The organism is Acinetobacter lwoffii (genome assembly GCF_022967985.1).
In the GTDB taxonomy this organism is placed as follows: domain Bacteria; phylum Pseudomonadota; class Gammaproteobacteria; order Pseudomonadales; family Moraxellaceae; genus Acinetobacter.
Window position 1 is genome coordinate 1 of sequence record NZ_JALJVC010000027.1, and the last position, 21926, is coordinate 21926.

Annotated in this window: 17 protein-coding genes; 9 read left to right on the forward strand and 8 right to left on the reverse strand. The window is 42.8% G+C overall.

Going from position 1 to position 21926, the window contains the following annotated elements; genetic code table 11:
- Positions 1-259: 259 nt before the first annotated feature.
- A complete protein-coding gene (locus tag MWG72_RS13735) occupies positions 260-832 on the reverse strand; it encodes a peptidylprolyl isomerase A (protein ID WP_004647112.1) in 573 nt (190 codons plus the stop codon).
- A 103-nt stretch (positions 833-935) separates the two neighbouring features.
- Here MWG72_RS13735 and MWG72_RS13740 point away from each other — a divergent pair, with 103 nt between their 5' ends.
- Positions 936-1610 carry an acetoacetate decarboxylase family protein gene (locus tag MWG72_RS13740; RefSeq protein ID WP_195725359.1) on the forward strand — a complete coding sequence of 225 codons (675 nt, stop codon included), beginning with the start codon at positions 936-938 and terminating at the stop codon, positions 1608-1610.
- Positions 1611-1680: 70 nt separating this feature from the next.
- On the opposite strand, the gene MWG72_RS13745 is transcribed toward MWG72_RS13740, so the two are convergent.
- Positions 1681-2751, reverse strand: a complete 1071-nt coding sequence (locus tag MWG72_RS13745; RefSeq protein ID WP_247144285.1) for an alpha/beta hydrolase — start codon at positions 2749-2751, stop codon at positions 1681-1683.
- 217 nt (positions 2752-2968) lie between these two features.
- On the opposite strand from MWG72_RS13745, the gene MWG72_RS13750 reads away from it, so the two are divergent.
- The 6 genes from MWG72_RS13750 (at position 2969) to MWG72_RS13775 (ending at position 9520) form a co-directional block, all read left to right on the forward strand.
- Complete coding sequence (locus tag MWG72_RS13750; protein ID WP_247144286.1) at positions 2969-3469, forward strand: cell envelope integrity TolA family protein; 501 nt, start codon at positions 2969-2971, stop codon at positions 3467-3469.
- 1003 nt (positions 3470-4472) lie between these two features.
- Positions 4473-5021, forward strand: a complete 549-nt coding sequence (grpE, locus tag MWG72_RS13755) for a nucleotide exchange factor GrpE (protein WP_004647116.1) — start codon at positions 4473-4475, stop codon at positions 5019-5021.
- Between the two features lie 118 nt (positions 5022-5139).
- Positions 5140-7080 carry a molecular chaperone DnaK gene (gene dnaK / locus MWG72_RS13760; RefSeq protein WP_005245535.1) on the forward strand — a complete coding sequence of 647 codons (1941 nt, stop codon included), beginning with the start codon at positions 5140-5142 and terminating at the stop codon, positions 7078-7080.
- A 146-nt stretch (positions 7081-7226) separates the two neighbouring features.
- Entirely contained in the window at positions 7227-8057 is an 831-nt protein-coding gene (gene blaOXA / locus MWG72_RS13765) for an OXA-134 family carbapenem-hydrolyzing class D beta-lactamase (protein WP_247144287.1), read from the forward strand.
- 71 nt (positions 8058-8128) lie between these two features.
- Complete coding sequence (locus MWG72_RS13770) at positions 8129-9037, forward strand: matrixin family metalloprotease (RefSeq protein ID WP_247144288.1); 909 nt, start codon at positions 8129-8131, stop codon at positions 9035-9037.
- Between the two features lie 105 nt (positions 9038-9142).
- Complete coding sequence (locus tag MWG72_RS13775; protein WP_016806936.1) at positions 9143-9520, forward strand: hypothetical protein; 378 nt, start codon at positions 9143-9145, stop codon at positions 9518-9520.
- Positions 9521-9576: 56 nt separating this feature from the next.
- On the opposite strand, the gene erpA is transcribed toward MWG72_RS13775, so the two are convergent.
- From erpA to MWG72_RS13795, 4 genes are all read right to left on the reverse strand, one after another.
- Positions 9577-9912: an iron-sulfur cluster insertion protein ErpA gene (gene erpA, locus MWG72_RS13780; protein ID WP_004281944.1), complete on the reverse strand. Its 336-nt coding sequence runs from the start codon at positions 9910-9912 to the stop codon at positions 9577-9579.
- 121 nt (positions 9913-10033) lie between these two features.
- Complete coding sequence (locus MWG72_RS13785; protein ID WP_247144289.1) at positions 10034-11041, reverse strand: putative solute-binding protein; 1008 nt, start codon at positions 11039-11041, stop codon at positions 10034-10036.
- A 191-nt stretch (positions 11042-11232) separates the two neighbouring features.
- On the reverse strand, positions 11233-12243 hold the full coding sequence (locus tag MWG72_RS13790; protein ID WP_005094844.1) for a putative solute-binding protein: 1011 nt from the start codon (positions 12241-12243) through the stop codon (positions 11233-11235).
- 254 nt (positions 12244-12497) lie between these two features.
- Complete coding sequence (locus MWG72_RS13795; RefSeq protein ID WP_005094847.1) at positions 12498-13502, reverse strand: putative solute-binding protein; 1005 nt, start codon at positions 13500-13502, stop codon at positions 12498-12500.
- 217 nt (positions 13503-13719) lie between these two features.
- On the opposite strand from MWG72_RS13795, the gene MWG72_RS13800 reads away from it, so the two are divergent.
- A complete protein-coding gene (locus tag MWG72_RS13800) occupies positions 13720-15651 on the forward strand; it encodes an ATP-binding cassette domain-containing protein (RefSeq protein ID WP_004281940.1) in 1932 nt (643 codons plus the stop codon).
- Between the two features lie 341 nt (positions 15652-15992).
- Positions 15993-17156, forward strand: coding sequence for a zinc-dependent alcohol dehydrogenase (locus MWG72_RS13805; protein ID WP_001202407.1), 1164 nt, complete (start codon positions 15993-15995; stop codon positions 17154-17156).
- A 1140-nt stretch (positions 17157-18296) separates the two neighbouring features.
- On the opposite strand, the gene gyrB is transcribed toward MWG72_RS13805, so the two are convergent.
- Positions 18297-20768 (reverse strand): DNA topoisomerase (ATP-hydrolyzing) subunit B, encoded by a 2472-nt coding sequence (gyrB, locus tag MWG72_RS13810; protein ID WP_247144290.1) that lies wholly within the window; start codon positions 20766-20768, stop codon positions 18297-18299.
- Positions 20769-20824: 56 nt separating this feature from the next.
- Positions 20825-21904: a DNA replication/repair protein RecF gene (recF, locus tag MWG72_RS13815; RefSeq protein ID WP_180039048.1), complete on the reverse strand. Its 1080-nt coding sequence runs from the start codon at positions 21902-21904 to the stop codon at positions 20825-20827.
- Between the last annotated feature and the right edge of the window lie 22 nt (positions 21905-21926).

Genomic DNA, 21926 nt, shown 5'->3' on the forward strand with positions numbered 1-21926 from the left:
CTAACACCTCGTCAGTGCTAGAAGCTGGACTTCGATAAACTCAACAACTCCGCCATTCTGCTTCGTTCGTTTCCGTCTATCTCGTCGGTATGTGCTCATTATAGGGCAATTTCTTACACGTGCAAGCGCTTTTAACGCACAGGAATCACGAGTGTTTTATTTTTATGCACCAAATTGGTTCAATTCCATACAATTCATTACATAAGTACATATTTTTAAAACAGAAATATAAATTAAATATTTCTGCTTTATTCTATGCCTAGTTTTTCACGACTGGTGCTTTAATCGTCACACTGGTGATTTTTACAGGGTTCACCGGCACATTTTGATGCATTCCATAGTTTCGGGTCGGTACTTTGGCAATCTGATCGACGATATCCATACCTTTAGTGACCTTACCAAATACCGCATAGCCGGCATTTCTAGCAGAACGATCCAGGAAATCATTATCGACCAGGTTCACAAAGAATTGTGCTCGGGCAGAATCCGGCTGATTGGTACGCGCCATGGCTAAAGTACCGCGTTTATTTTGCAGACCATTCGATGATTCATTTTTAATGGGTGCTTGAGTATTGGCTTTTTCTTGCATGTTCACATCAAAGCCACCACCCTGCACCATAAAGCCTGGAATGACGCGGTGAAAAATCGTGTCCTTATAGAAGTTGCTCTTTACATAGCTTTCGAAGTTCTTTGCCGAGATTGGAGCTTTGTCATTGAAGAGTTCAATTTCAATATTTCCAGATGAAGTCTTCATCTCAATAATCGTATTTGCAGCGAAGCTTGGTAGACTGACCGCAGCAAGTGCGATGACACATAATGATTTCTTTAACATTTATTAACTCATCTACTTAGAAGTAATGGTTGTGAATGACTATATATTAATCTTTTATAACTCATAATGCAGTGACCTGCCGACTAAAGACAAGAGAATAAGAATGAAGCATGCATTATTACAGGAGCAAAATATCCACCAGTTTCCACCTTGGCATTTGCAGGGTGAGGGTTTTATTCTGAATTATTGGCTGACCCCAAGCTTTATTGAGCAAGCAAAACAGTTCCGTATTGCGCCTTCTCCGCTGGGTCGTATGGTCCAAGTCTTATTGGTGCGTTATCACGCTTCGCCGATTGGCCCTTATGATGAGTTACTGATTCTGGATCATCCTTTAATTAGTAAACGACGCCTCAGCTCAATTCCTAAAATTTATGTGTCTACCCATGAGTCTGTGGTACACGGTCAGCATTTATGGGGCATTCCCAAAGAACATGCGCAGTTTGAATGGCAGGAAAAGGATCAGGAAGTACTGTGTCAGATTCAACACCAGAACCAGCATATGACGATTCGGCTGAAGAAAACCAAATCCGCACGCCAGTTCTATATTAATAGTCATCATATTCCAGCATCTATGCTGAAGATTCAGCAAGCCTGGAAAGGTCAGCGTTTTCAGTTTAGTCCACAGTTCCGCGGTCACCTCTCCAAACTCTCGCAAGTAGAATGGCAAGATGCCGAAAATATATTTCCAGATTTTTCCAAAGCCAAATTGCTGCAAAGCTTTTATGTCCCCAAATTCAATCTGATCTTTCCTGAAGCGCAGATCAGCAGCAAAGTATAAGAACTGATAAAAACCTATCTACAAAAAAGGTGTTTCATGAGAAACACCTTTTTACATTCATGCCTTGGATTTAACTATTTTTGTCCCAAAATTTGCGGAAATTTTTGCTGATCTCAATCACATATTTTTTGGCACGGCGGGAGATCGGCGTCAGGTTAATAAAACCATGTGCCTGATCGGTATATTCATGATAATGAACACTCACGCCATTCTGACGTAGTTTATGTGCATAGATTGAACCTTCATCATGCAGGACATCATGACGTGCAGTAATCACATAACTTGGCGGCAAGTTTTGCAATTCACCATAGGTGGGTGAAATCAGCGGATCATCCAGTTCAATCTGATGGGTTTGGGCATACATTAAGGTCACCAGATCAATATCCTGTTCCGAAAGTACCAGTCCATCTTTATAGGCATAAAAAGAAGGATGGCGACTTTTAAAGTCGACCGCCGGATAAAGCAAAAGCTGTGCTCGTGCGGCATAAGATTTACCTGCACTGCGCTGTGCCACCACAGTAGCCAGATTTCCGCCCGCACTGTCCCCTGCTACGGCAATACGATTTTTATAGATTTTTAGTTGCTTACTATGCTGATGTGCCCAAGCCAAGGCATCTTCACAAACCTGTACCATCTGCAAGGGGCTAAATTCTGGCGTCAGCGGATAAGCCACGCTTAGCACCTGCACTTTGGCATGTACTGCCAGCAAGCGACAGAATTCATCATGGCTGTCCAGACCGCCCACCATAAATGCACCGCCATGATAAAAAATCACCATCGGCAACTTCTTTTGTGGAGCTGGATGATAATGCCGGGCAAAGATGCTGCCACTTTGCAAAGGCAGGCGCAGCTCTTCGATGACTTTGACAGTAGTTGGTTTAGCCGCGATCGCTTTCATGCGTGCATCAAACAATGTGCGCGAATGTGCCAGATCCTCACTGATAAAACTGCTATGCCCCTGTTTTATCTGGATGGCCATCAGACATTTTACCAAAGGGTCTAAATCAGGGTAGACATGAGGATAATCCAGGGCCTTAACCAATGCTTCCTGTGCAATACCAGGTAAGCGGTCCAGCATACGTGCTGCCGTCCCTTGTCCTTTTTGCATCACACTTTTCAGAACCGGAGGATTCACAGTCATTATTTTTAGTCCTTATTCTCTTAATTCTTCATAGTTTCTACACGATTAGCGTTTCAGTGACCATATTCTTATATAAGTCTTAATATCAATGTACATATAGCTTCTGCCCGATACATTACCCTCATTTATAAAAGATGTCATTGACCGTTTAAAGGTTATTTTTGACGTACTTTTGCGAGCTTAAGTATATTTTTTATTACAAATCTGGAGGATGCCTATGGCTAGTAAAATTATAGCTTTGTCTTTGGCGACTGCATTTTTAGCTGTAGGCTGCGTCGCATTTCCTGAAGATGGTGGCTATTATGATGGCCACTATGATCAGCGTTATGACCGTCGCTATGAACTGGACCGGCGTTATGAACAAGATCGTCGCTATGAGCGGCAACGCTGGGAATATGAACAGCAACGCAAACGCATTGAACTGGATCGACGTAAACAGGAATTACAACGTCGCAATTGGGAGCAGGATCGTAAAAGACAGTTAGAGCTGGATCGACGTAAAAGCCAACTGGAACGACAGCGCCATGAACAGCAACGTAAAAATATCATGACGCAACGGCAAAAACAGGCAGAGGCAGAACGTAAACGTCGTCAGGATCTGGAGCGTAAACGTGTAAAAGATCAACGCAGTAAAAAAGTCCAGCAAAATCGTTCTAATCAACGCTGGAATGACAACCGACGTCATCAGGAACAACGTTCACGGGAGCGTCGTGACTAAGACTTGAATCACCCTCTCTATTAAAAGCCCAGACTGGGCTTTTTTAATGAAAAAGGTAGCTGCCAGATAGACAAAGGCCCTAAAGAAAATTTCTTTAGGGCCTTTGCAGAGGGTTATGTTAAACGAACTTCCACTTCGCTTATGCTTCTCAGCAATTCAACCAGAACATCCTGTTCTCTACACAAATTATCCTATCGAATCAACTTGCTCTCATGAAGCGGACATTCACTATCCAAGCTGTAAGTTTTATCTTACAAACCGCTAAAATAGAGACGACTGATTCCAACAAATTCAAAAAAGGTAAATTCTGGACAAAAAAAAGGCTTATCTAGAGAACAGGATAAGCCACGAAAACACATTTCAAAATAAGAAGAAACTACAGCGATAGAATCTGGAATAAATATTAATCAAAAGTTCATCTATTGTGAAAGACTTTATTGCTTAGATATTAATCGTTTTTATGTCTAATAAATAAACAGGCAAAAAAAAGCTGAGTTTTGGGGATACTCAGCTTGAAAAAAGCAACTCTAAAATAGGGCAACAGCAACCCGGTTCGGCTCTCTCCTCTGAACAAGGTCGCTGTTAATAGAAGTATGATGCAATTTTTTTACCAACACTTAAAACGGATTAAAATTATTAATTTGATTCAAAAATACGATTATTAATTTTTTATATTTATTTTCAAATACTTAATTCTTAGATTTAGTCGCTAATTAAATCTATTCAGTTCAAAATTCGGATTCATCGCTGCTGATGTCCGTGTACTTTATTCTCATCCTATCCTGCAGTTGTGTTCTGAATAGCTTGTTTTGCTATCCGCTGGATTCAGTATTTTGTATAAATCTTAAATTTAATCTGGGTCGACGCTTGAATTTTTACACCCTGCCCCGATTTCTTTAGGTAATCAAGAACTTCACAACCATGGCAGTTCAGCATAAACGCAGTGAACACTGAGGCCTAAGGACTGTACATGTTTAAGAACCCATTTAAACGGAGTAAATCAATGGCGACTGAGCAAAACGAGCAAGCTCAACAACTTGAGCAAGAGCAAGCGGAACAAGATACAGCGCAAACTCAAGCTGAAACCGAGCAGGCTGAAGTTTCCGTTGAGTCTTTACAAGAGCAGATTGCGCAGCTTGAAGGTGATTTAAAGTTAGAAAAAGCCCGTACCGCCAATGCAGTTTATGAAGCACAAAAGAGTGTTGAACGTATTCAGCGTGAATCTGAAAAGCATAAAGATACAGTTCTGGAAAAGTTCTCTAAAGAGCTTCTAGAAACAGTCGACAATCTGGAACGTGCCATTGTGGCTGCAGGTGAAGAGCAAACACCATTGCGTGAAGGTGTTGAACTGACCCTTAAATCTTTATTGCATACCTTGGAGAAATTTGGGGTTGTGGCAGTGGATACCAACAACGGTTTCAATGCTGACCTGCATCAGGCAGTCGGGATTGATCCAAATGCCAAAGCAAATGAAATTGGGACTGTTTTGCAAAAAGGCTACACGCTTAACAGTCGCTTATTGCGTCCTGCCATGGTGATGGTCGGCGCTTAAGCCAAATAAATTCGGGAGTTTGTGAAATTTTTCAAAAATTTTACTTGAAAAAAATCGAACGGCTCTCATATCGGATAACAAGTGTAAATCACAAAAAAATTTTAGAGGAAACATCCAAATGGCTAAAATCATTGGTATTGACTTAGGTACTACAAACTCATGTGTTGCAGTACTTGAAGGCGACAAAGTTAAAGTAATCGAAAACGCTGAAGGCGCGCGTACCACTCCATCTATTATTGCCTATAAAGATGGCGAAATTCTGGTAGGTCAATCTGCAAAGCGTCAAGCAGTAACGAATCCGAAAAATACATTGTTCGCGATCAAACGTTTGATCGGTCGTCGTTATGAAGACCAAGCGGTACAAAAAGATATCGGTCTGGTTCCTTACAAAATCATCAAAGCAGACAACGGTGATGCTTGGGTTGATGTCAACGACAAAAAATTGGCGCCACAACAGGTTTCTGCTGAAATCTTGAAAAAGATGAAGAAAACTGCTGAAGACTACCTGGGCGAAACCGTGACTGAAGCAGTCATTACTGTTCCTGCTTACTTCAACGATGCACAGCGTCAAGCTACTAAAGATGCAGGTAAAATTGCAGGTTTAGAAGTTAAACGTATCATCAACGAGCCAACTGCTGCGGCACTTGCGTTCGGTATGGACAAGAAAGAAGGCGACCGTAAAATCGCGGTCTACGACTTGGGTGGTGGTACTTTCGACGTTTCAATCATTGAAATTGCTGACCTTGATGGCGACCAGCAAATCGAAGTATTGTCGACTAACGGTGACACATTCCTAGGTGGTGAAGACTTCGATAACGCGTTAATCGAGTTCCTGGTTGAAGAGTTCAAGAAAGAACAAAACTTCAACTTGAAGCAAGATCCACTTGCACTTCAACGTTTAAAAGAAGCTGCTGAGAAAGCTAAGATCGAACTTTCATCTTCAAACGCAACTGAAATCAACCTTCCATATATCACTGCTGATGCGACTGGTCCTAAACACTTAGTGATCAACGTAACACGTGCAAAACTTGAAGGTTTGGTTGCTGACCTGGTTGCTCGTACGATTGAGCCTTGCCGTATTGCGCTTAAAGATGCGGGTCTTTCGACTTCTGACATCTCTGACGTGATCCTGGTGGGTGGTCAGTCTCGTATGCCAATGGTTCAACAGAAGGTTCAAGAATTCTTCGGTAAAGAGCCACGTAAAGACGTAAACCCTGACGAAGCAGTCGCAATGGGTGCTGCGATTCAAGGTGCGGTACTTTCAGGTGACAAAACTGACGTACTTCTACTTGACGTAACTCCGTTGACACTTGGTATTGAAACCATGGGCGGCGTGTTGACTGCAATTATCGAGAAAAACACCACGATTCCTGCGAAGAAATCTCAAGTGTTCTCAACCGCTGCGGACAACCAGCCTGCTGTAGACATTTCAGTTTACCAAGGTGAACGCAAAATGGCGCAGCAAAACAAACTGTTGGGTAACTTCCAGTTAGGCGACATTCCACCTGCTCCACGTGGTGTGCCACAAATTGAAGTATCTTTCGACATCAACGCTGATGGTATTTTGAAAGTATCTGCAAAAGACAAGAGCACTGGTAAAGAGCAATCGATCCAGATTAAAGCAAACTCAGGTTTGTCTGATGCTGAAATCGAAGCAATGATCAAAGATGCTGAAGCGAATGCTGAAGAAGACCGTAAATTTGAAGAGCTTGCAAAAGCTCGTAACGAAGCGGATGCTTTAGTTGCTTCTTCACAAAAAGCAGTGAAAGATCTTGGCGAGCAAGTGACTGCAGACGAAAAAACTGCAATCGAAACTGCGGTTTCTGAGCTTGAAGCTGCAACTAAAGAAAATGACGTTGAAGACATCAAAGCGAAAACTGAAGCGCTGCAAAACATCATCATGCCAATTACACAACGTGCATATGAAGCAGCTCAAGGCCAAGGCGGTGCGCAAGGTTTTGATCCAAACGCATTCCAAGGCGGCGAAGGTCAAGCTCAAAAAGCGGATGACGGCGTTGTAGATGCTGAGTTCACTGAAGTAAAAGATGACAAAAAATAATTTGTCGCTTTAACTGAAAAAACCGCGCGAAAGCGCGGTTTTTTTATTTCTCAACTTGAAGGAATAAAATAAAAATTACCAAAATTTGATCGTATTTTCAGGAAAAGCTGTTTAAGTTAAATCAAACATTAAAATACCCTGAACCGATGAAAATTTTGATTTTACTGCCTTTACTGAGTTTCTTGGGCCTGACAGCATGTAGCCTGCCCGTTTCATCTCTCCCATCTCAAAGCACTTCGACTCAATCGACTCAAGCGATTGCCAGCTTATTTGATCAGGCGCAAAGCTCTGGTGTTTTAGTGATTCAGCGTGGTCAACAAGTACAGGTCTATGGCAATGATTTAAATCGTGTAAATACCGAATATGTTCCCGCCTCTACTTTTAAAATGCTCAATGCCCTGATTGGCCTGCAACATGGCAAAGCCACAACCAATGAAATTTTTAAATGGGATGGCAAGAAACGCAGTTTTGCAGTCTGGGAAAAAGACATGACTCTCGGCGAAGCCATGCAAGCTTCTGCTGTACCCGTGTATCAGGAACTGGCACGTCGCATTGGCCTTGAATTGATGCAACAGGAAGTGAGACGTATTCAATTCGGCAATCAGCAGATTGGGCAGCAGGTTGATAACTTCTGGTTGGTAGGCCCTTTGAAAATCACTCCAAAACAGGAGGTCGAATTTGTCTCGGCTCTAGCCCGAGAGCAGCTTGCCTTTGATCCACAAGTCCAGCAGCAAGTCAAAGCCATGTTACTTTTACAGGAGCGAAAAGCTTATCGACTATATGCCAAATCCGGTTGGGGCATGGATGTGGAACCGCAAGTCGGCTGGCTCACCGGCTGGGTTGAAACACCGCAGGCTGAGATCGTGGCATTTTCGCTGAATATGCAGATGCAAAATGGTATGGATCCGGCGATCCGCCTTGAAATTTTGCAGCGGGCTTTGGCCGAATTAGGGCTTTATCCAAAAGCTGAAGGATGACGCAAATAAGCATGGGAAAGGCACTAAAATTAAGTTATATTTCTAAAAAAATAAACATTTAAATAAAAAATATGCGTCTCTTGCTCCGTCTGCTCGTGGTGGGATTGATCATGTCTGCCTATCTGCATATGCAGGCCAAAACCCATCCTCAACTGCGCTATAACTCGCTGGCTGATCGCTTGACGCATCCTTTCGATACCCGCTTACGTTTCCGGATTGATCAGGTCGATTCAGGCTTTGGACTCAGTAAAGATCAGGTCATTCAACTGAGCAAGGAAGCGATTGAAATCTGGCATCAGGGAACAAATCGTGATGATTTGATGGTCTATGATGAAAATGCCAGACTGAGTATTCACTTGATCTATGATCAACGCCAGCAAGACTATGATGCCTTAAAGAAAGTCGAAAAACAGTTGCTGGCAGATGACGCCAAGTATCAACGTCAGGTCAAAAACCTGGAAACATCCCATCAGCACCTGGAAAGTCAGCAGCAACGCCTGATCCAGCAAAGAGATCAGATCAATAGTGAATTTCAGGCCTTACAGCAACGACGCCGTCAGCCGAATTTATCTGCTTATGAGCGTGAGCAGATTGAATATGAAGTCTTGGCTTTACAGCGTAAATCGGAAAGTTTTCAACGGGAACTTCAGTACCTGCAGGAACAGCAAAATTCCTTTAATATGAATGTTTCCATGCATCAACATGGTCTGCAAAACCATCAGCAGAATATCATTCAAGCCCAACAGCGTTTCCCTGCCCGCGAATTTCATAAGGGCGTGTTTATGGGTAATCAAATTCATGTCTATCAGTTTGATACAGAAGATGATCTCCGTCTGACTCTGGCACATGAACTCGGACATGCCTTGGGCCTGTATCACCATAATGACCCGGAAGCGCTGATGTATCCGGTGCTAGGCAAACAGAATCTGCAACACTTCCAGCTACGACCTGCAGACAAGACCTTGCTTTATAACCGTTAAGTGATCAGCTTGAATTCCTTAATTAATTTAAGTGTATAAGTATTATAAAAAACACTCTATTCTGATTTCATGTTATTGTGAATGGCTACATTGTTCAGGCCATCTTTGGAGATTCGTGTGAGTTACTACCATATTTTAATTGAAGTAAATGACCACATTAGTACGATTGATGAAACCCGTGATATCGAGATCTTTGATATCGAGGACATCCAACCCTATCTTCATTCGATTTTGCTGCCTTATTTCAATGAACAACTGATTGAACTCGACGATGAAAATCTGGAATATAAAGATATTCTGCATCTGGAAATCAAACAGACCTTATTGCCGATCAATGACCTGATCGAAGAAGAACAGCGTCTGTTGCCAAGCGATACCGACATTACCATTAGCGCCTATGAAATTTTTAATAACCGCGAGTTGAGTCAGGATGTCACTACCGTGATCTTTGACCTGCTTGAAGCGGTAAAACTGGATAGCTAAACGTTCTTCCAGATATAAAAAAAGTCCTCATTGAGAGGACTTTTTTGTGCATGGATTTAGATCGAGAATGAAGATCCACAACCACAGGTCGTAGTTGCATTCGGGTTTTGTACCACGAAACGTGAACCTTCCAGACCTTCTAAATAATCTACCACCGAACCGACCAGATATTGATAACTCAATGAATCGACTAAAACTTTAACATCGCCATTGGCAAATTCTGCATCATCTTCATTCTGGCTTTCTGCAAAGTTAAAGCCATAAGAGAAACCTGAACAGCCGCCACCGGTCACATAGACACGGAGCATTAAGTCTTGGTTACCTTCACTGTCACGCAACTGGCGTACTTTATTTGCGGCATTGTCGGTGAGCACAAGCGCTTGGGCATTCATGGCGGATTCCTCTGTTGAATGGAATGTCTTTAAAAAGAAAAGACCATATTTAAGTATAGCACACTCAATATATGGTCAGTCTCTACAGATTAAAAGTCAAATCAGAGTAATTTTATCAGGATTATTTGTAGTTCTCATCCTGTAAGGCACATTCAAAGTTTTTCGGGTTCTGTTTGCAGCGGAATTGCCACAGCAATTTCATCATGCGTTTGTCATAAACGCCGCGTTTGGTTAGGTCAATTCGGGAATCCCTCATCATTTTCTGATAACCCGGTTTGTCTGCAGCAGGAATATCCATCCAGTATTTTGCTGGAATATCTGATTTCATTTTACCCAAAATACCAAAGGCACGCGGTAACTGGCTCTTGACCCACTCCCGTGATTTTTGTCCGTATCCGGCCGGGAATTTATCGGGACGGATAATAATATTACCTGTGACCTGCAATACCGGATAATTCACAATCGCACCTTTACTGCCTAACCCTTTATGTAATTCTAAAGGCTTAAATGCTGCAGCTGGTGCACCGATAATATCCACCTGACCATTATTAAACATACTGGCAAAATTGCTGATTTCGGCACTCACCGCTTGTGCACCGACCTGCTGTACCATGATTTTTTGTGCTTCGTCATGGCTCAGTACCGCAATTTTCTTACCTGCTGCTTTGGCAACAGTATTAATACTGCGGTCATTCACCAACAGAAAAGCATCACCTACCGGAATCACGCCGACAATTTCATATTTACCTTGCAGCATATGTTTGGCGAAGGTGGGACTGGCCAAGCCCTGCATGACTTTAACCGCCAGATTCAGATCTGGAATCGCGCCAATAGCGTCGAGTGAACCAGTAAAATTATTAAACTGACGGCCACGCATCCCGGTCACACTAATGCCATCACATTTTCCAGCTTTAAAATCTTCAGCAACCACCGCTTCATTGGTATTCACCCGCAGTTCGACATCTGCACCCCAGTTTTTGGCCGCCAGCTGATAGTCTTTCATCACACTATAGACATCACCGTTTTTACCGACCAGATCAAATACGCAAATCACCTGTTTGGCTTGTGCCAAACCTGAAACAGCCAGTGTTGCCGTAGCCAATGCCAGTGCTTTCCATCCTTTATGCATCATCATTTCCTTATCGCTTGTTTTTGTTATTGCAGTTTTAGTCACATGTGATTGTTTTTTATATAAAACATACGAATTTAATATTTAGCTCAAGCTTAAGCTATTTTATTCGCTGCACAATGGCAGATCTGACCTGGTTCAGCCATAAAAAAAGCCTAGATCAATCTAAGCTTTTTTCTTTAAAAATCAGATTATTCGCCAGCAATTGAACATTCAAAGTTGGCCTTATCGACAGAACAGCGCGCACGTTTTAAGACCGACATCATGCTGGCATCATAGATTCCGCGTTTGGTCATGTCCATCCGGCCATCACGTAACATTTTCTGATACTTGGTTTTATCTTCAGCGCTCAGATTCATTTTATATTTCGACGGAATACCCGCTTCCAGACGGCTGATCATCCCCATGCTCTTTGGCAGGTTTTTGATAAACCAGTCACGCGATTTCTGTCCAAAACCTGCGGGGAATTTTTCCGGACGAATCACAAAATCAGAGGTGACATGCAGTACCGGGAAATTAAACATTGCGCCGTTATTACCCAGACCTTTATAGATTTCTAATGGCTTGTAGGCATAAGCAGGTGCACCGACCATATCCACCTGACCATTGTTAAATTTGGCGACAAAGTTAGAAACATCGGAGATCACTGCCTGCGCACCGACGCGCTGTACCATGATTTTCTGGGCATCGTCATAGCCGAGTACGGCGAATTTCTTCCCTGCGGCTTTTTCAATCGAATTGATATTCTTGTCACGAACAAAAATAAATGCTGAACCCAACGGTGAAATACCGGCAATTTCGTATTTTTTGCCGCCCATATTACTGACCATTTTCGCTGCATTACGTTTGTCCAGAGCAAAACTGATCGCACGCTGGGCAATGGCATTACTTGGTGCACCGCCCAGTGCATCAATAGAACCGGCAAATTTATTGTATTGACGGGCACGCATGGCTGTCATAAACACACCATCACATTTACCGGCCTTAAAGTCATTGTCGGCAACCGCTTCATCCTGACGGGCAATCAGATTGATTTCTGCGCCCCAGCCTTTTGCAGCCAGTGCCCATTCTTGCGCCATCTGGAAAGACTCACCGGATTTACCCAGTAAGTCAAACACACAGATATCGACTTTTTCTGCATGCGCCGCACTTGCAAAACCAAATGCAGAGAATGCAGCCAATGATAAGAGTGTTTTTTTCATTGTAGTTATCCTTTGAAATCTTGTTATTCGCTGAGTGTCCGTACACGGGACAAATATTAAGCAAGTTTAATTAAAAAAAATAGAGCATTTACTCCATTTAAAACCGGCATTTTGGCCTATAAAGATAAATCAGCAATAGTTGCCTAAGTTATTTTTAAATATATATTTAAATATCAATATCTTAATATTTAAAACTGCTTTCTTATAATTACATTTACCCAGATATAGTTACAAAGATATACATGATTTCAGATTTATTCGCCACCAATCGAACATTCAAAATTGGTTCTTTCTACCGTACAACGCGCGCGTTTCAATACGTTCATCATGCCCTGATCATAAATCCCCTGTTTGGTTAAATCGATCCGCCCATCACGCAGAATCTTTTGGTAGGCCACACGATCTTCACGGCTTAGATTCAGAATATATTTGCTTGGAATCTCAGCTTCCATGCGCTTGACCATGGCAAAGCTGCGCGGTAACTGTTTCACAAACCAGTTTCGGGATTGTGCGGCAAAGCTTGCCGGAAACTTTTCCTGACGAATAATCAGATCAGCAGTGACATTAATCACCGGAAAATTAATCATTGCGCCTTGACGGCCTAGTCCTTTCTGTAATTCCAGCGGTTTAAATGCATAAGCCGGTGCAGCGACAATATCCACTTCGCCCTGATTAAACTTGCGAATAAAATTGGAAATTTCCGACATGACCGGTACTGCTTCAATCCGGTCGACCATGATTTTTTGCGCATAGTCATAATGCAGCACGGCAAATTTCTTGCCTTTGACCTGTTCCAGTTTATTTAGAGTACGATCACGAACAAAAATATAGGCTGGGCCAATCTGACCAATACCCGCCACTTCGAATTTTTCTTTGCCAATCTGGGTGATCAGGCGTTTGCTATTGCGTTTATCCAGTACATAGCTGATGGCTTTCATGGCAATGTCATTATTCGGCACGCCGCCAATTGCATCAATCGATCCAGCAAATTTGTTATAAGCCCGGGCACGCATTGAGGTCATATAGAAGGCATCACATTTTCCGGCTTTGACGTCCTGATCGACCTTGGCTTCATCCTGATAAGCGCTTAGCTGAATTTCGGCACCCCAGCCTTTTGCTGCCAGCGCCCATTCCTCCAGCAGTTTGTAAGACTCACCAGATTTCCCCAGTAAATCAAAAACACAGACATTCACTCTGGCTTGAGTTGAAGTCGACACCAAAATGCCCAGTGCCGATAAAATTAAACATCCCTTTTTCATTTTTATTTGACTCTATGATATTTTTTGCTCCATCAGCCTGAACTATAAACCACTGTTCATGCATAAAATAGAGCTTTTACTCAACTTATGCGTCCACCCTAGATCAATTGACAGAGGTGAAAAGCACACTCATTTCAGCAAAAACGGTAAGATTTTTCATTTTCACAGGGCTTTCCTTTAGAATAGGCGCATCTTATTTCTTAGCTTTGATTTCTCAATGATTCAGTTAGACCAGTTATCTATACGTCGCGGTGGACGTGTTTTATTTCAAAAAGCGTCGATGCAGTTACACCCAGGATGGAAAATTGGCCTAACCGGTGTCAATGGTGCTGGAAAATCTACCCTGTTTTCAGCCTTGCTGGGCGGCATGGAATCGGACACCGGTTCACTGACCCGACCTGCGGTATGGACCGTGGCGCATATGGCTCAGGAAATCAAAGCACTGAATATGAAAGCGATTGATTTCGTATTGTCGGGCGATGAAGAATACTGGGATATTCAGCAGAAACTCGATCAGCCGGATCAACTGGATGATGCAGAACTGGCCCATTTATATGGCCGTTTTGATGAAATTTCCGGTTATTCAGCTCCTGCCAAAGCCTCACAGCTGATGGCCGGTCTGGGCTTCTTTGAACATCAATCACAACTAGATGTTTCAAGTTTTTCCGGTGGCTGGCGTATGCGTTTAAACTTGGCGCGTACCTTAATGAGCCGCTCGGACTTACTGCTCCTCGATGAACCGACCAACCATCTGGACTTGGATGCGATTCTCTGGCTAGAAGACTGGCTGAAAGCCTATGAAGGCACCTTGGTGCTGATTTCGCATGACCGGGACTTCCTCGATGCGATTACCGACCATATTTTACATATCGAAAATCAGGAACTCATTTTATATACTGGTAACTATTCGACTTTCGAGCGTACCCGTAGTGAACGTCTGGCGCAGCAGCAACAGGCGTATGAAAAGCAGCTGGAAACCCGCGCGCATCTGCAAAAATATATTGACCGTTTTAAAGCACAAGCGACCAAAGCCAAACAGGCACAGAGCCGGATCAAACAGCTGGAACGTATGCAGGAACTATCTGCTGCCCATGTCGATACACCATTTACTTTCAGTTTCCGCGAACCGACCAAAATGAGTTCGCCGTTATTGCAACTGGAACATGCCGATATTGGTTATGGCGACAAGCTGATTGTTACCAATGTAAATTTACAGATCACGCCCAACAGCCGGATCGGGTTACTCGGGATGAATGGTGCAGGTAAATCCACGCTGATTAAATCGCTGGTCGGTGACCTGAAACTGATTCAGGGCCTGCGTAAAGATTCAGAGCTACTGAATATTGGTTATTTTGCCCAGCATCAGATGGATGCACTGGATGGTAATGCCAGTCCGATGTTACAGCTGGCACGTATTGCCGATAAAAAAATCAGTGAAGCCAGCCTGCGTTCTTTCTTGGGTAGTTTCGGTTTTAGTGGCGAACGTATGGATACGCCGAGTGAAAGTTTTTCGGGTGGTGAACGTGCACGTTTGGCCCTAGCGCTGATTGTTTGGCAGCGTCCGAATGTACTGATTCTGGATGAGCCGACCAACCATTTAGACCTCGATATGCGTCATGCACTGACCATGGCCTTGCAAGATTTCCAAGGCGCGGTAGTTCTAGTTTCGCATGAACGTCAGCTCATCGCCAGCGTCTGTGATGAACTGCTACTGGTACATAATGGTCAATGCCGTGAGTTTGATGGTGATCTTACTGCCTATGCTGACTGGTTACGCCAAGCCCGTATTGAGATGATTAAAAATGGGCAAAAGCCAGCAGAACCGGTGAAATCCCAAGTCGAAGTCAAACCGACTATTTCCAAACTGGACAAGGAAGCACAACGTAAGGAAGCTGCTCGCCAGCGGGAACTAAGTCGTCCGATTCGCAAGAATATTGAAAAATGCGAAGCACAGATGGCCAAACTACAGCCGCGACTGATTGAAATTGAAAACCTGCTGGGTGACAGTGCTTTATACGAAGCATCACGTAAAAATGATTTGCTGAAACTGATGAATGAGCAAACCGAGCTAAAAGCCAAACTGGAAACAGCCGAAGAGCAAATGCTAGAACTGATGATGGAACTGGAAAGTCTGGAACAGACGTTCTAAAGCTCTTTTAGTAAGATTTAAGATAAGAGATGAATGACCAACGTTGTTCATCTCTTTTTTATTCACTATTTTTAATGTTTTCTCTTCCATTTTCCCCCCTGTATTTTTTCATCTACGTCTAGATGTTTCTTTAATTCTGTTCTTTTCTATTCATTCGACACATAAGGTCATGAATTACACAAACCCTATATAAGTTTATTTTTTAAACAGTTGGATGCCTTATTTCATACATTAATTTACAGCGCGCTGTTTCATCCTAAGGCTCTAATACAAGTGTTTTTTAATTTTTGGCAGCCTTGCTACGAGTCTGTTTAATGTTGAACTAGAGAGAGGAAATCCGCATGCGTGCTCTTACCTATCATGGTGCTCGGGATGTACGAGTTGAATCCGTTCCAGATCCAGTGATTCAGGAACCAGATGACGTTATTTTAAGGGTGACAGCCACCGCCATCTGTGGCTCAGATCTGCATTTATACCGGGGGAAAATTCCGGCCACTGAAGACGGTGATATTTTCGGCCATGAATTTATGGGAATTGTAGAAGAAGTCGGCCCAGAAGTAACCGAAGTCAAAAAAGGTGACCGGGTGATTATTCCCTTTGTGATTGCATGCGGTCACTGTTTTTTCTGTGAACATGAACTCATGGCTGCCTGTGAAAATACCAATACCGGTCGTGGTGCAATTCTCAACAAAAAACAGATCCCACCAGGGGCAGCTTTATTTGGCTTTAGCCATCTGTATGGTGGTATACCGGGTGGTCAGGCTGAATATGTACGGATCCCCAAAGGCAATGTCGGACCATTTAAGGTGCCGGGTTCCCTGCCTGATGAAAAAGTATTATTCCTGACCGATATTCTGCCAACTGCGTGGCAAGCAGTGAATAATGCCCAAGTCGGTCGAGGTTCCAGTGTGGCGATTTATGGTGCTGGCCCGGTCGGTCTGCTGGCTGCTGCCTGCGCGCGGATGCTCGGTGCCGAGCAGATATTTATGGTCGATCACCACCCTTACCGTTTGCGTTTCGCGCATCAAACCTATGGGGTAATTCCCGTCAATTTTGATGAAGTCGATGCCGCTGAATTTATCATTCAAAATACCACGGGTTATCGTGGAGTCGATGCCGTCATTGATGCGGTCGGTTTTGAAGCCAAAGGCAGCATGCTGGAAACCGTAATGACCAACCTGAAATTAGAAGGTTCGAGTGGTTCAGCGCTAAGACAATGTATTGCAGCGGTCCGTCGCGGCGGTGTGGTGAGTGTACCTGGAGTTTATGCCGGTCCAATTCATGGCTTCCTGTTTGGTGATGCCTTTGACAAAGGTTTGACCTTTAAAATGGGACAAACCCATGTGCATAACTACTTGCCGCAGTTGCTAGAACATATTGAAAATGGAGATCTGTCTCCAGATCTGATTATTACCCATCGCATGAAACTGGAAGATGCTGCGGAAGGTTACCGTATTTTTGATAAAAAAGAAGAAGACTGTCGTAAAGTGATTCTGACGCCATAAATATGATTAAAAAAAAGCGCCGTCAGGCGCTTTTTTATTTTTTATCATCATTTTATCAATCCTGTTTTCCTATTTCTAAGCAATAAGATTTCAGCAACCCCCTCCCTCTTTTCTATTGAGTAATGAAAGAAGTTCCAGATTTTCAATAATGAAATCAAGAAATAAATCAAAAATGAGAAATAAAAAAGTTAAGCAAAAATCGATAAAAGTATGATTCTGAAATAAAAATGAAAGTTCACTTGATTATTAAATTAATTGTGTAGTTTAGCTACATCTTGAGTTTTTAACTCAAAATATGTTCCACGCCAATGATTAGAGAAACTACACTATATTTACAAGTATTTAATTTATAATAATTTTTTATTTTAAAGCCAATCCAAGGAATAGTCTGGTCATACTAGCAATATATCGCCAAATCTAGCTTTAAATTTAAAATGCTATTTTAAATTTAAAAACACTTACCCACAAGACAAGAGAGTTTAAATTTGAATTTAAAATGAAGAATTAATACATGGATTAAAGTTTGTGGAAAAATATTATCTTATTCACATAAAAATTATGGATAACTTCAGAGTTATCCACATATTTGATCAGGATTACTACACACTTAAAGCAATATCACTCACGTATTCTTTAATTTATTACACCAAATTTTTTATAAGTGATTGAGAACTTAGTTTTTCTACATGGGGGAGTATTTATTATTTTCAGCCAAATCCAAACTGAATATTTGATCAGTTTTATTGCATTTATATTTCTCTAATGCCACTTTGACCTATGCAGATTTCACCCAGCATTCTGGACTGCATATATACTCTTCATCGTATAAAGAGCGTCCTTCTACCTCTCTTTCCTGTTCAAATATTATTCTTCAAAGAATCAATCCTGATTGTCGTTATAACGACAGATTCACTCCATATTTCAGGTATTCTCCTGAGCTGATGATGTATACATAAACCCTTCCTTAGAGTCGATCCAGCTTATTCAACTTGGCTTTTAAAAACTAAAATGAACCTGTTCTATATCCAAAAATCTGTCCAAAATTACTTTATTCTGCCTAACTCACAGGATATGAGTAAAAAATTTATCTAAAAAAGCGCCTCGAAAGGCGCTTTTTAGTTTTGATTTTATCCTGAGGGATCAGGCATCAATATCTGCATTTAAGGCATTTTCTTCAATGAAGGCACGACGTGGTTCTACATCATCGCCCATCAAGCAAGAGAACATACGATCCGCTTCAATCGCATCGGTAACTGTCACTTGCAGCATGTTACGGTTGTCTGGATCCATGGTGGTTTCCCATAACTGTTCCGCATTCATCTCGCCCAGACCTTTATAGCGCTGGATCATCATGCCACGACGTGAGTCCTGCAAGATATGTTGCCAAACCTGATGGAAATTGCTGACCTGAATCTTGCGATCGCCTTTTTGCAAATATGCACCCTCTTCAAGCAGACTAAACCAGCTCTTTGAATTCTTTAATAAACGTGCATATTCACTTGAACCTAACAGTACTGAGTCTAACAGGTAGCTATGTGGCAAGTTATGTACATAGATCGTGATACGTGGCAACCAGCTTGCAGTTTTTTGACCATCTGCCAGTTCTTTTTCAAAACGCTCCAGGGTTAATTCTGGACGTAATGTTGGCTGAATGGCTTCAATCGCTGCACGCAGATTCTCACCCCATATTTCCACATAGGTTTTGTCTTCCAGCTGATCCAGCTTAAAACCTTCCAGTGAAAGTAGTGCATCAAGCAGACTCGCAGGATAACGCTGGGTCAAACGTGCCAAGCTCTTCTGGGAAGTCTGATAATCAGCAATCACATTCGCCAGTGCTTCACCACGAATCGCAGGCGCTTCTGCACTGATATGCAGTTCCAGCTCATCAATCGCATTCGAAATTAGGTAAGTTTCCAGTGCATCATTGTCCTTGATGTACTGTTCCTGCTTACCTTTTTTCAGCTTATATAATGGTGGCTGTGCGATATAAATATGACCACGTTCCACAAGTTCCGGCATTTGACGGAAGAAGAACGTCAACAGTAAGGTACGTATATGCGAACCATCCACGTCAGCATCGGTCATGATAATGATTTTGTGATAACGCAGTTTGTCCGGATTATATTCTTCACGACCAATACCACAGCCCAATGCGGTAATCAGCGTACCGACTTCAGCAGAGGAAATCATGCGGTCAAAACGGGCACGTTCCACGTTCAGGATCTTACCTTTCAGCGGTAAAATCGCCTGCATTTTACGGTTACGACCTTGCTTGGCCGAACCACCTGCAGAGTCACCCTCGACCAGGTACAGTTCAGACAAAGCTGGATCTTTTTCCTGACAATCAGCCAGTTTACCTGGAAGACCGGCAATATCCAGCGCACTCTTACGGCGTGTCATTTCACGTGCTTTACGCGCTGCATCACGCGCACGTGCTGCATCAATGATCTTGCCAGCAATCGCTTTGGCTGCTTGTGGATTTTCCAATAAATATTCAGAAAATGCCTTATTCATGGCCTGTTCGACAGCAGTTTTTACTTCACTCGACACCAGTTTTTCTTTGGTCTGTGAAGAGAATTTTGGATCAGGCACCTTGACTGACACAATGGCAGTCAAGCCTTCACGTGCATCATCACCCGATACCGCAACTTTTTCCTTTTTCAGGATATTTTCGCTGTCCATGTAGTTATTTAAACCACGGGTCAACGCAGCGCGGAAGCCGGCCAAATGCGTACCACCATCCTTTTGCGGGATGTTATTGGTAAAGCAACGCACATTTTCCTGATAAGAATCATTCCACTGTAATGCAACTTCTACCGTAATGCCGTTGTCAGCCTGCGCAGCAGTAAAATGGAAAATATCATTCAGGTGAGTTTTGCCTTCGTTAATATATTTAACGAACTCAGACAGACCACCTTCATAATCAAAGACATGCTCGGCATTAATGCGTTCGTCACGCAGCACAATACGCACACCTGCGTTCAGGAACGACAGTTCACGCAAACGACGCGCCAAAATATCAACATTAAAAATGGTCTGACTAAAAGTCTCGGCACTTGGCCAGAAACGGACACGAGTACCGGTTCTATCGGTATCGCCCACTACTTTTAATGGATATTGAGAATCGCCATGACGGTATTCTTGTTCATGAATTTTACCGGCACGGTGAATGGTCAATTCGAGTTTTTCAGACAGTGCGTTGACTACGGAAACACCGACACCATGCAGACCGCCAGACACTTTATAACTGTTGTCGTCGAACTTACCACCGGCATGCAGAATGGTTAAAATCACCTCTGCTGCAGACACACCTTCTTCAGGGTGAATGTCGGTCGGAATACCACGACCATTATCAGAAACTGAAACCGATTCATCTTCATGGATCGTCACTATAATTTCATCACAGTGGCCTGCCAAGGCTTCATCAATCGAGTTGTCGACTACTTCAAACACCATGTGGTGCAGGCCTGTACCATCGTCTGTATCACCAATGTACATGCCCGGACGCTTACGGACTGCGTCTAAACCACGTAATACCTTGATGCTAGAGGAATCATAAGCCTTTTCAATGGTTTGTTCTGTTTGAGAAGCAGCTTGATCTTCTGAACTCATGGTTTCTCCCTAGTGAAAAATAGGTCTATCCAAAGATGGGTAAAACTCAAAAAATATTATTGCACAACTTGAACTGTACCGTTTTCAACACTGAATAACTGATATGAGATAGACAAATCATGTAAGTGCTTTTGTACTGATTCATGGTCTAAGGTGGTAATAAAAACTTGACTACCAAGTTGGCTCAATCGCTCAATTAAACGTTGTTGTGCGGTTAAATCTAATTCTGCTGTCACATCATCTAATAATACCACAGTTTCCTTATTACAAGAATGTAGCATTGCGATTTGCGACAGTTTTAGTGCGATCATCAGCAGCTTTTTCTGCCCGCGCGACAGGATCACATCAGCATCCCCCATCGGGGTCTTTAAACGCAAATCTGCGCGATGTGGGCCATATTCGGTATAGCGTCGCTCACAGTCTTTTTCATGCTGGTTGGTCAGATCATTTAGCAGGCCGGTTTCACTATGAAAGCCCGGACTGTATTCCAGACTGACTTGCAATTCAGGTAATAACTGTTTCAGATCATCTTCAAAAAATGGCTTCCATTGTTCCACAATCCCGACACGTTGCGAGTGCAGGATTTCACCATATTCACTCAGCATCTGGTTCCACGGTTCCAGATCAGACAGACTGAGAAAGCGTTTGCTTTTGAGCAGACTATTTCGCTGTTTCAGCGCACGAGAATAATATTGCCAGGCATGATAAAACTCTGGTTCCACGTGGAACATTAACCAGTCGAGCAATTGACGTCGTGGTTTGGCACCATGATCGATGATATCGGTACTTTGTGGATCAATCAGTTGCAAGGGTAACAGTTTGGCCAGTTGTCCCTGAGTTGCCACTAGATCGCCATTGACCTTGATCAACTGTTCCCCGCTGGCCATTTTTTGCATGCCTATTTTTTCAGTCGCAGATTGTGCAAACACAATCGCATCCTGTGCGCCATGCTGGATATAATTTTTGGGAATATGGGTACGGAAAGAACGACCAGCAGCAAGTAAATGAATCGCCTCTAAAATCGAGGTTTTACCTGAACCATTTTGGCCATAAAAAACATTAAACGGCTGCAATCCTTGGAGAGCAACCGTCTTTAAATTCCGCACACGCTCAATATGTAAACGCGTAATATGCATGTCTTATATAAATATCAAGAGC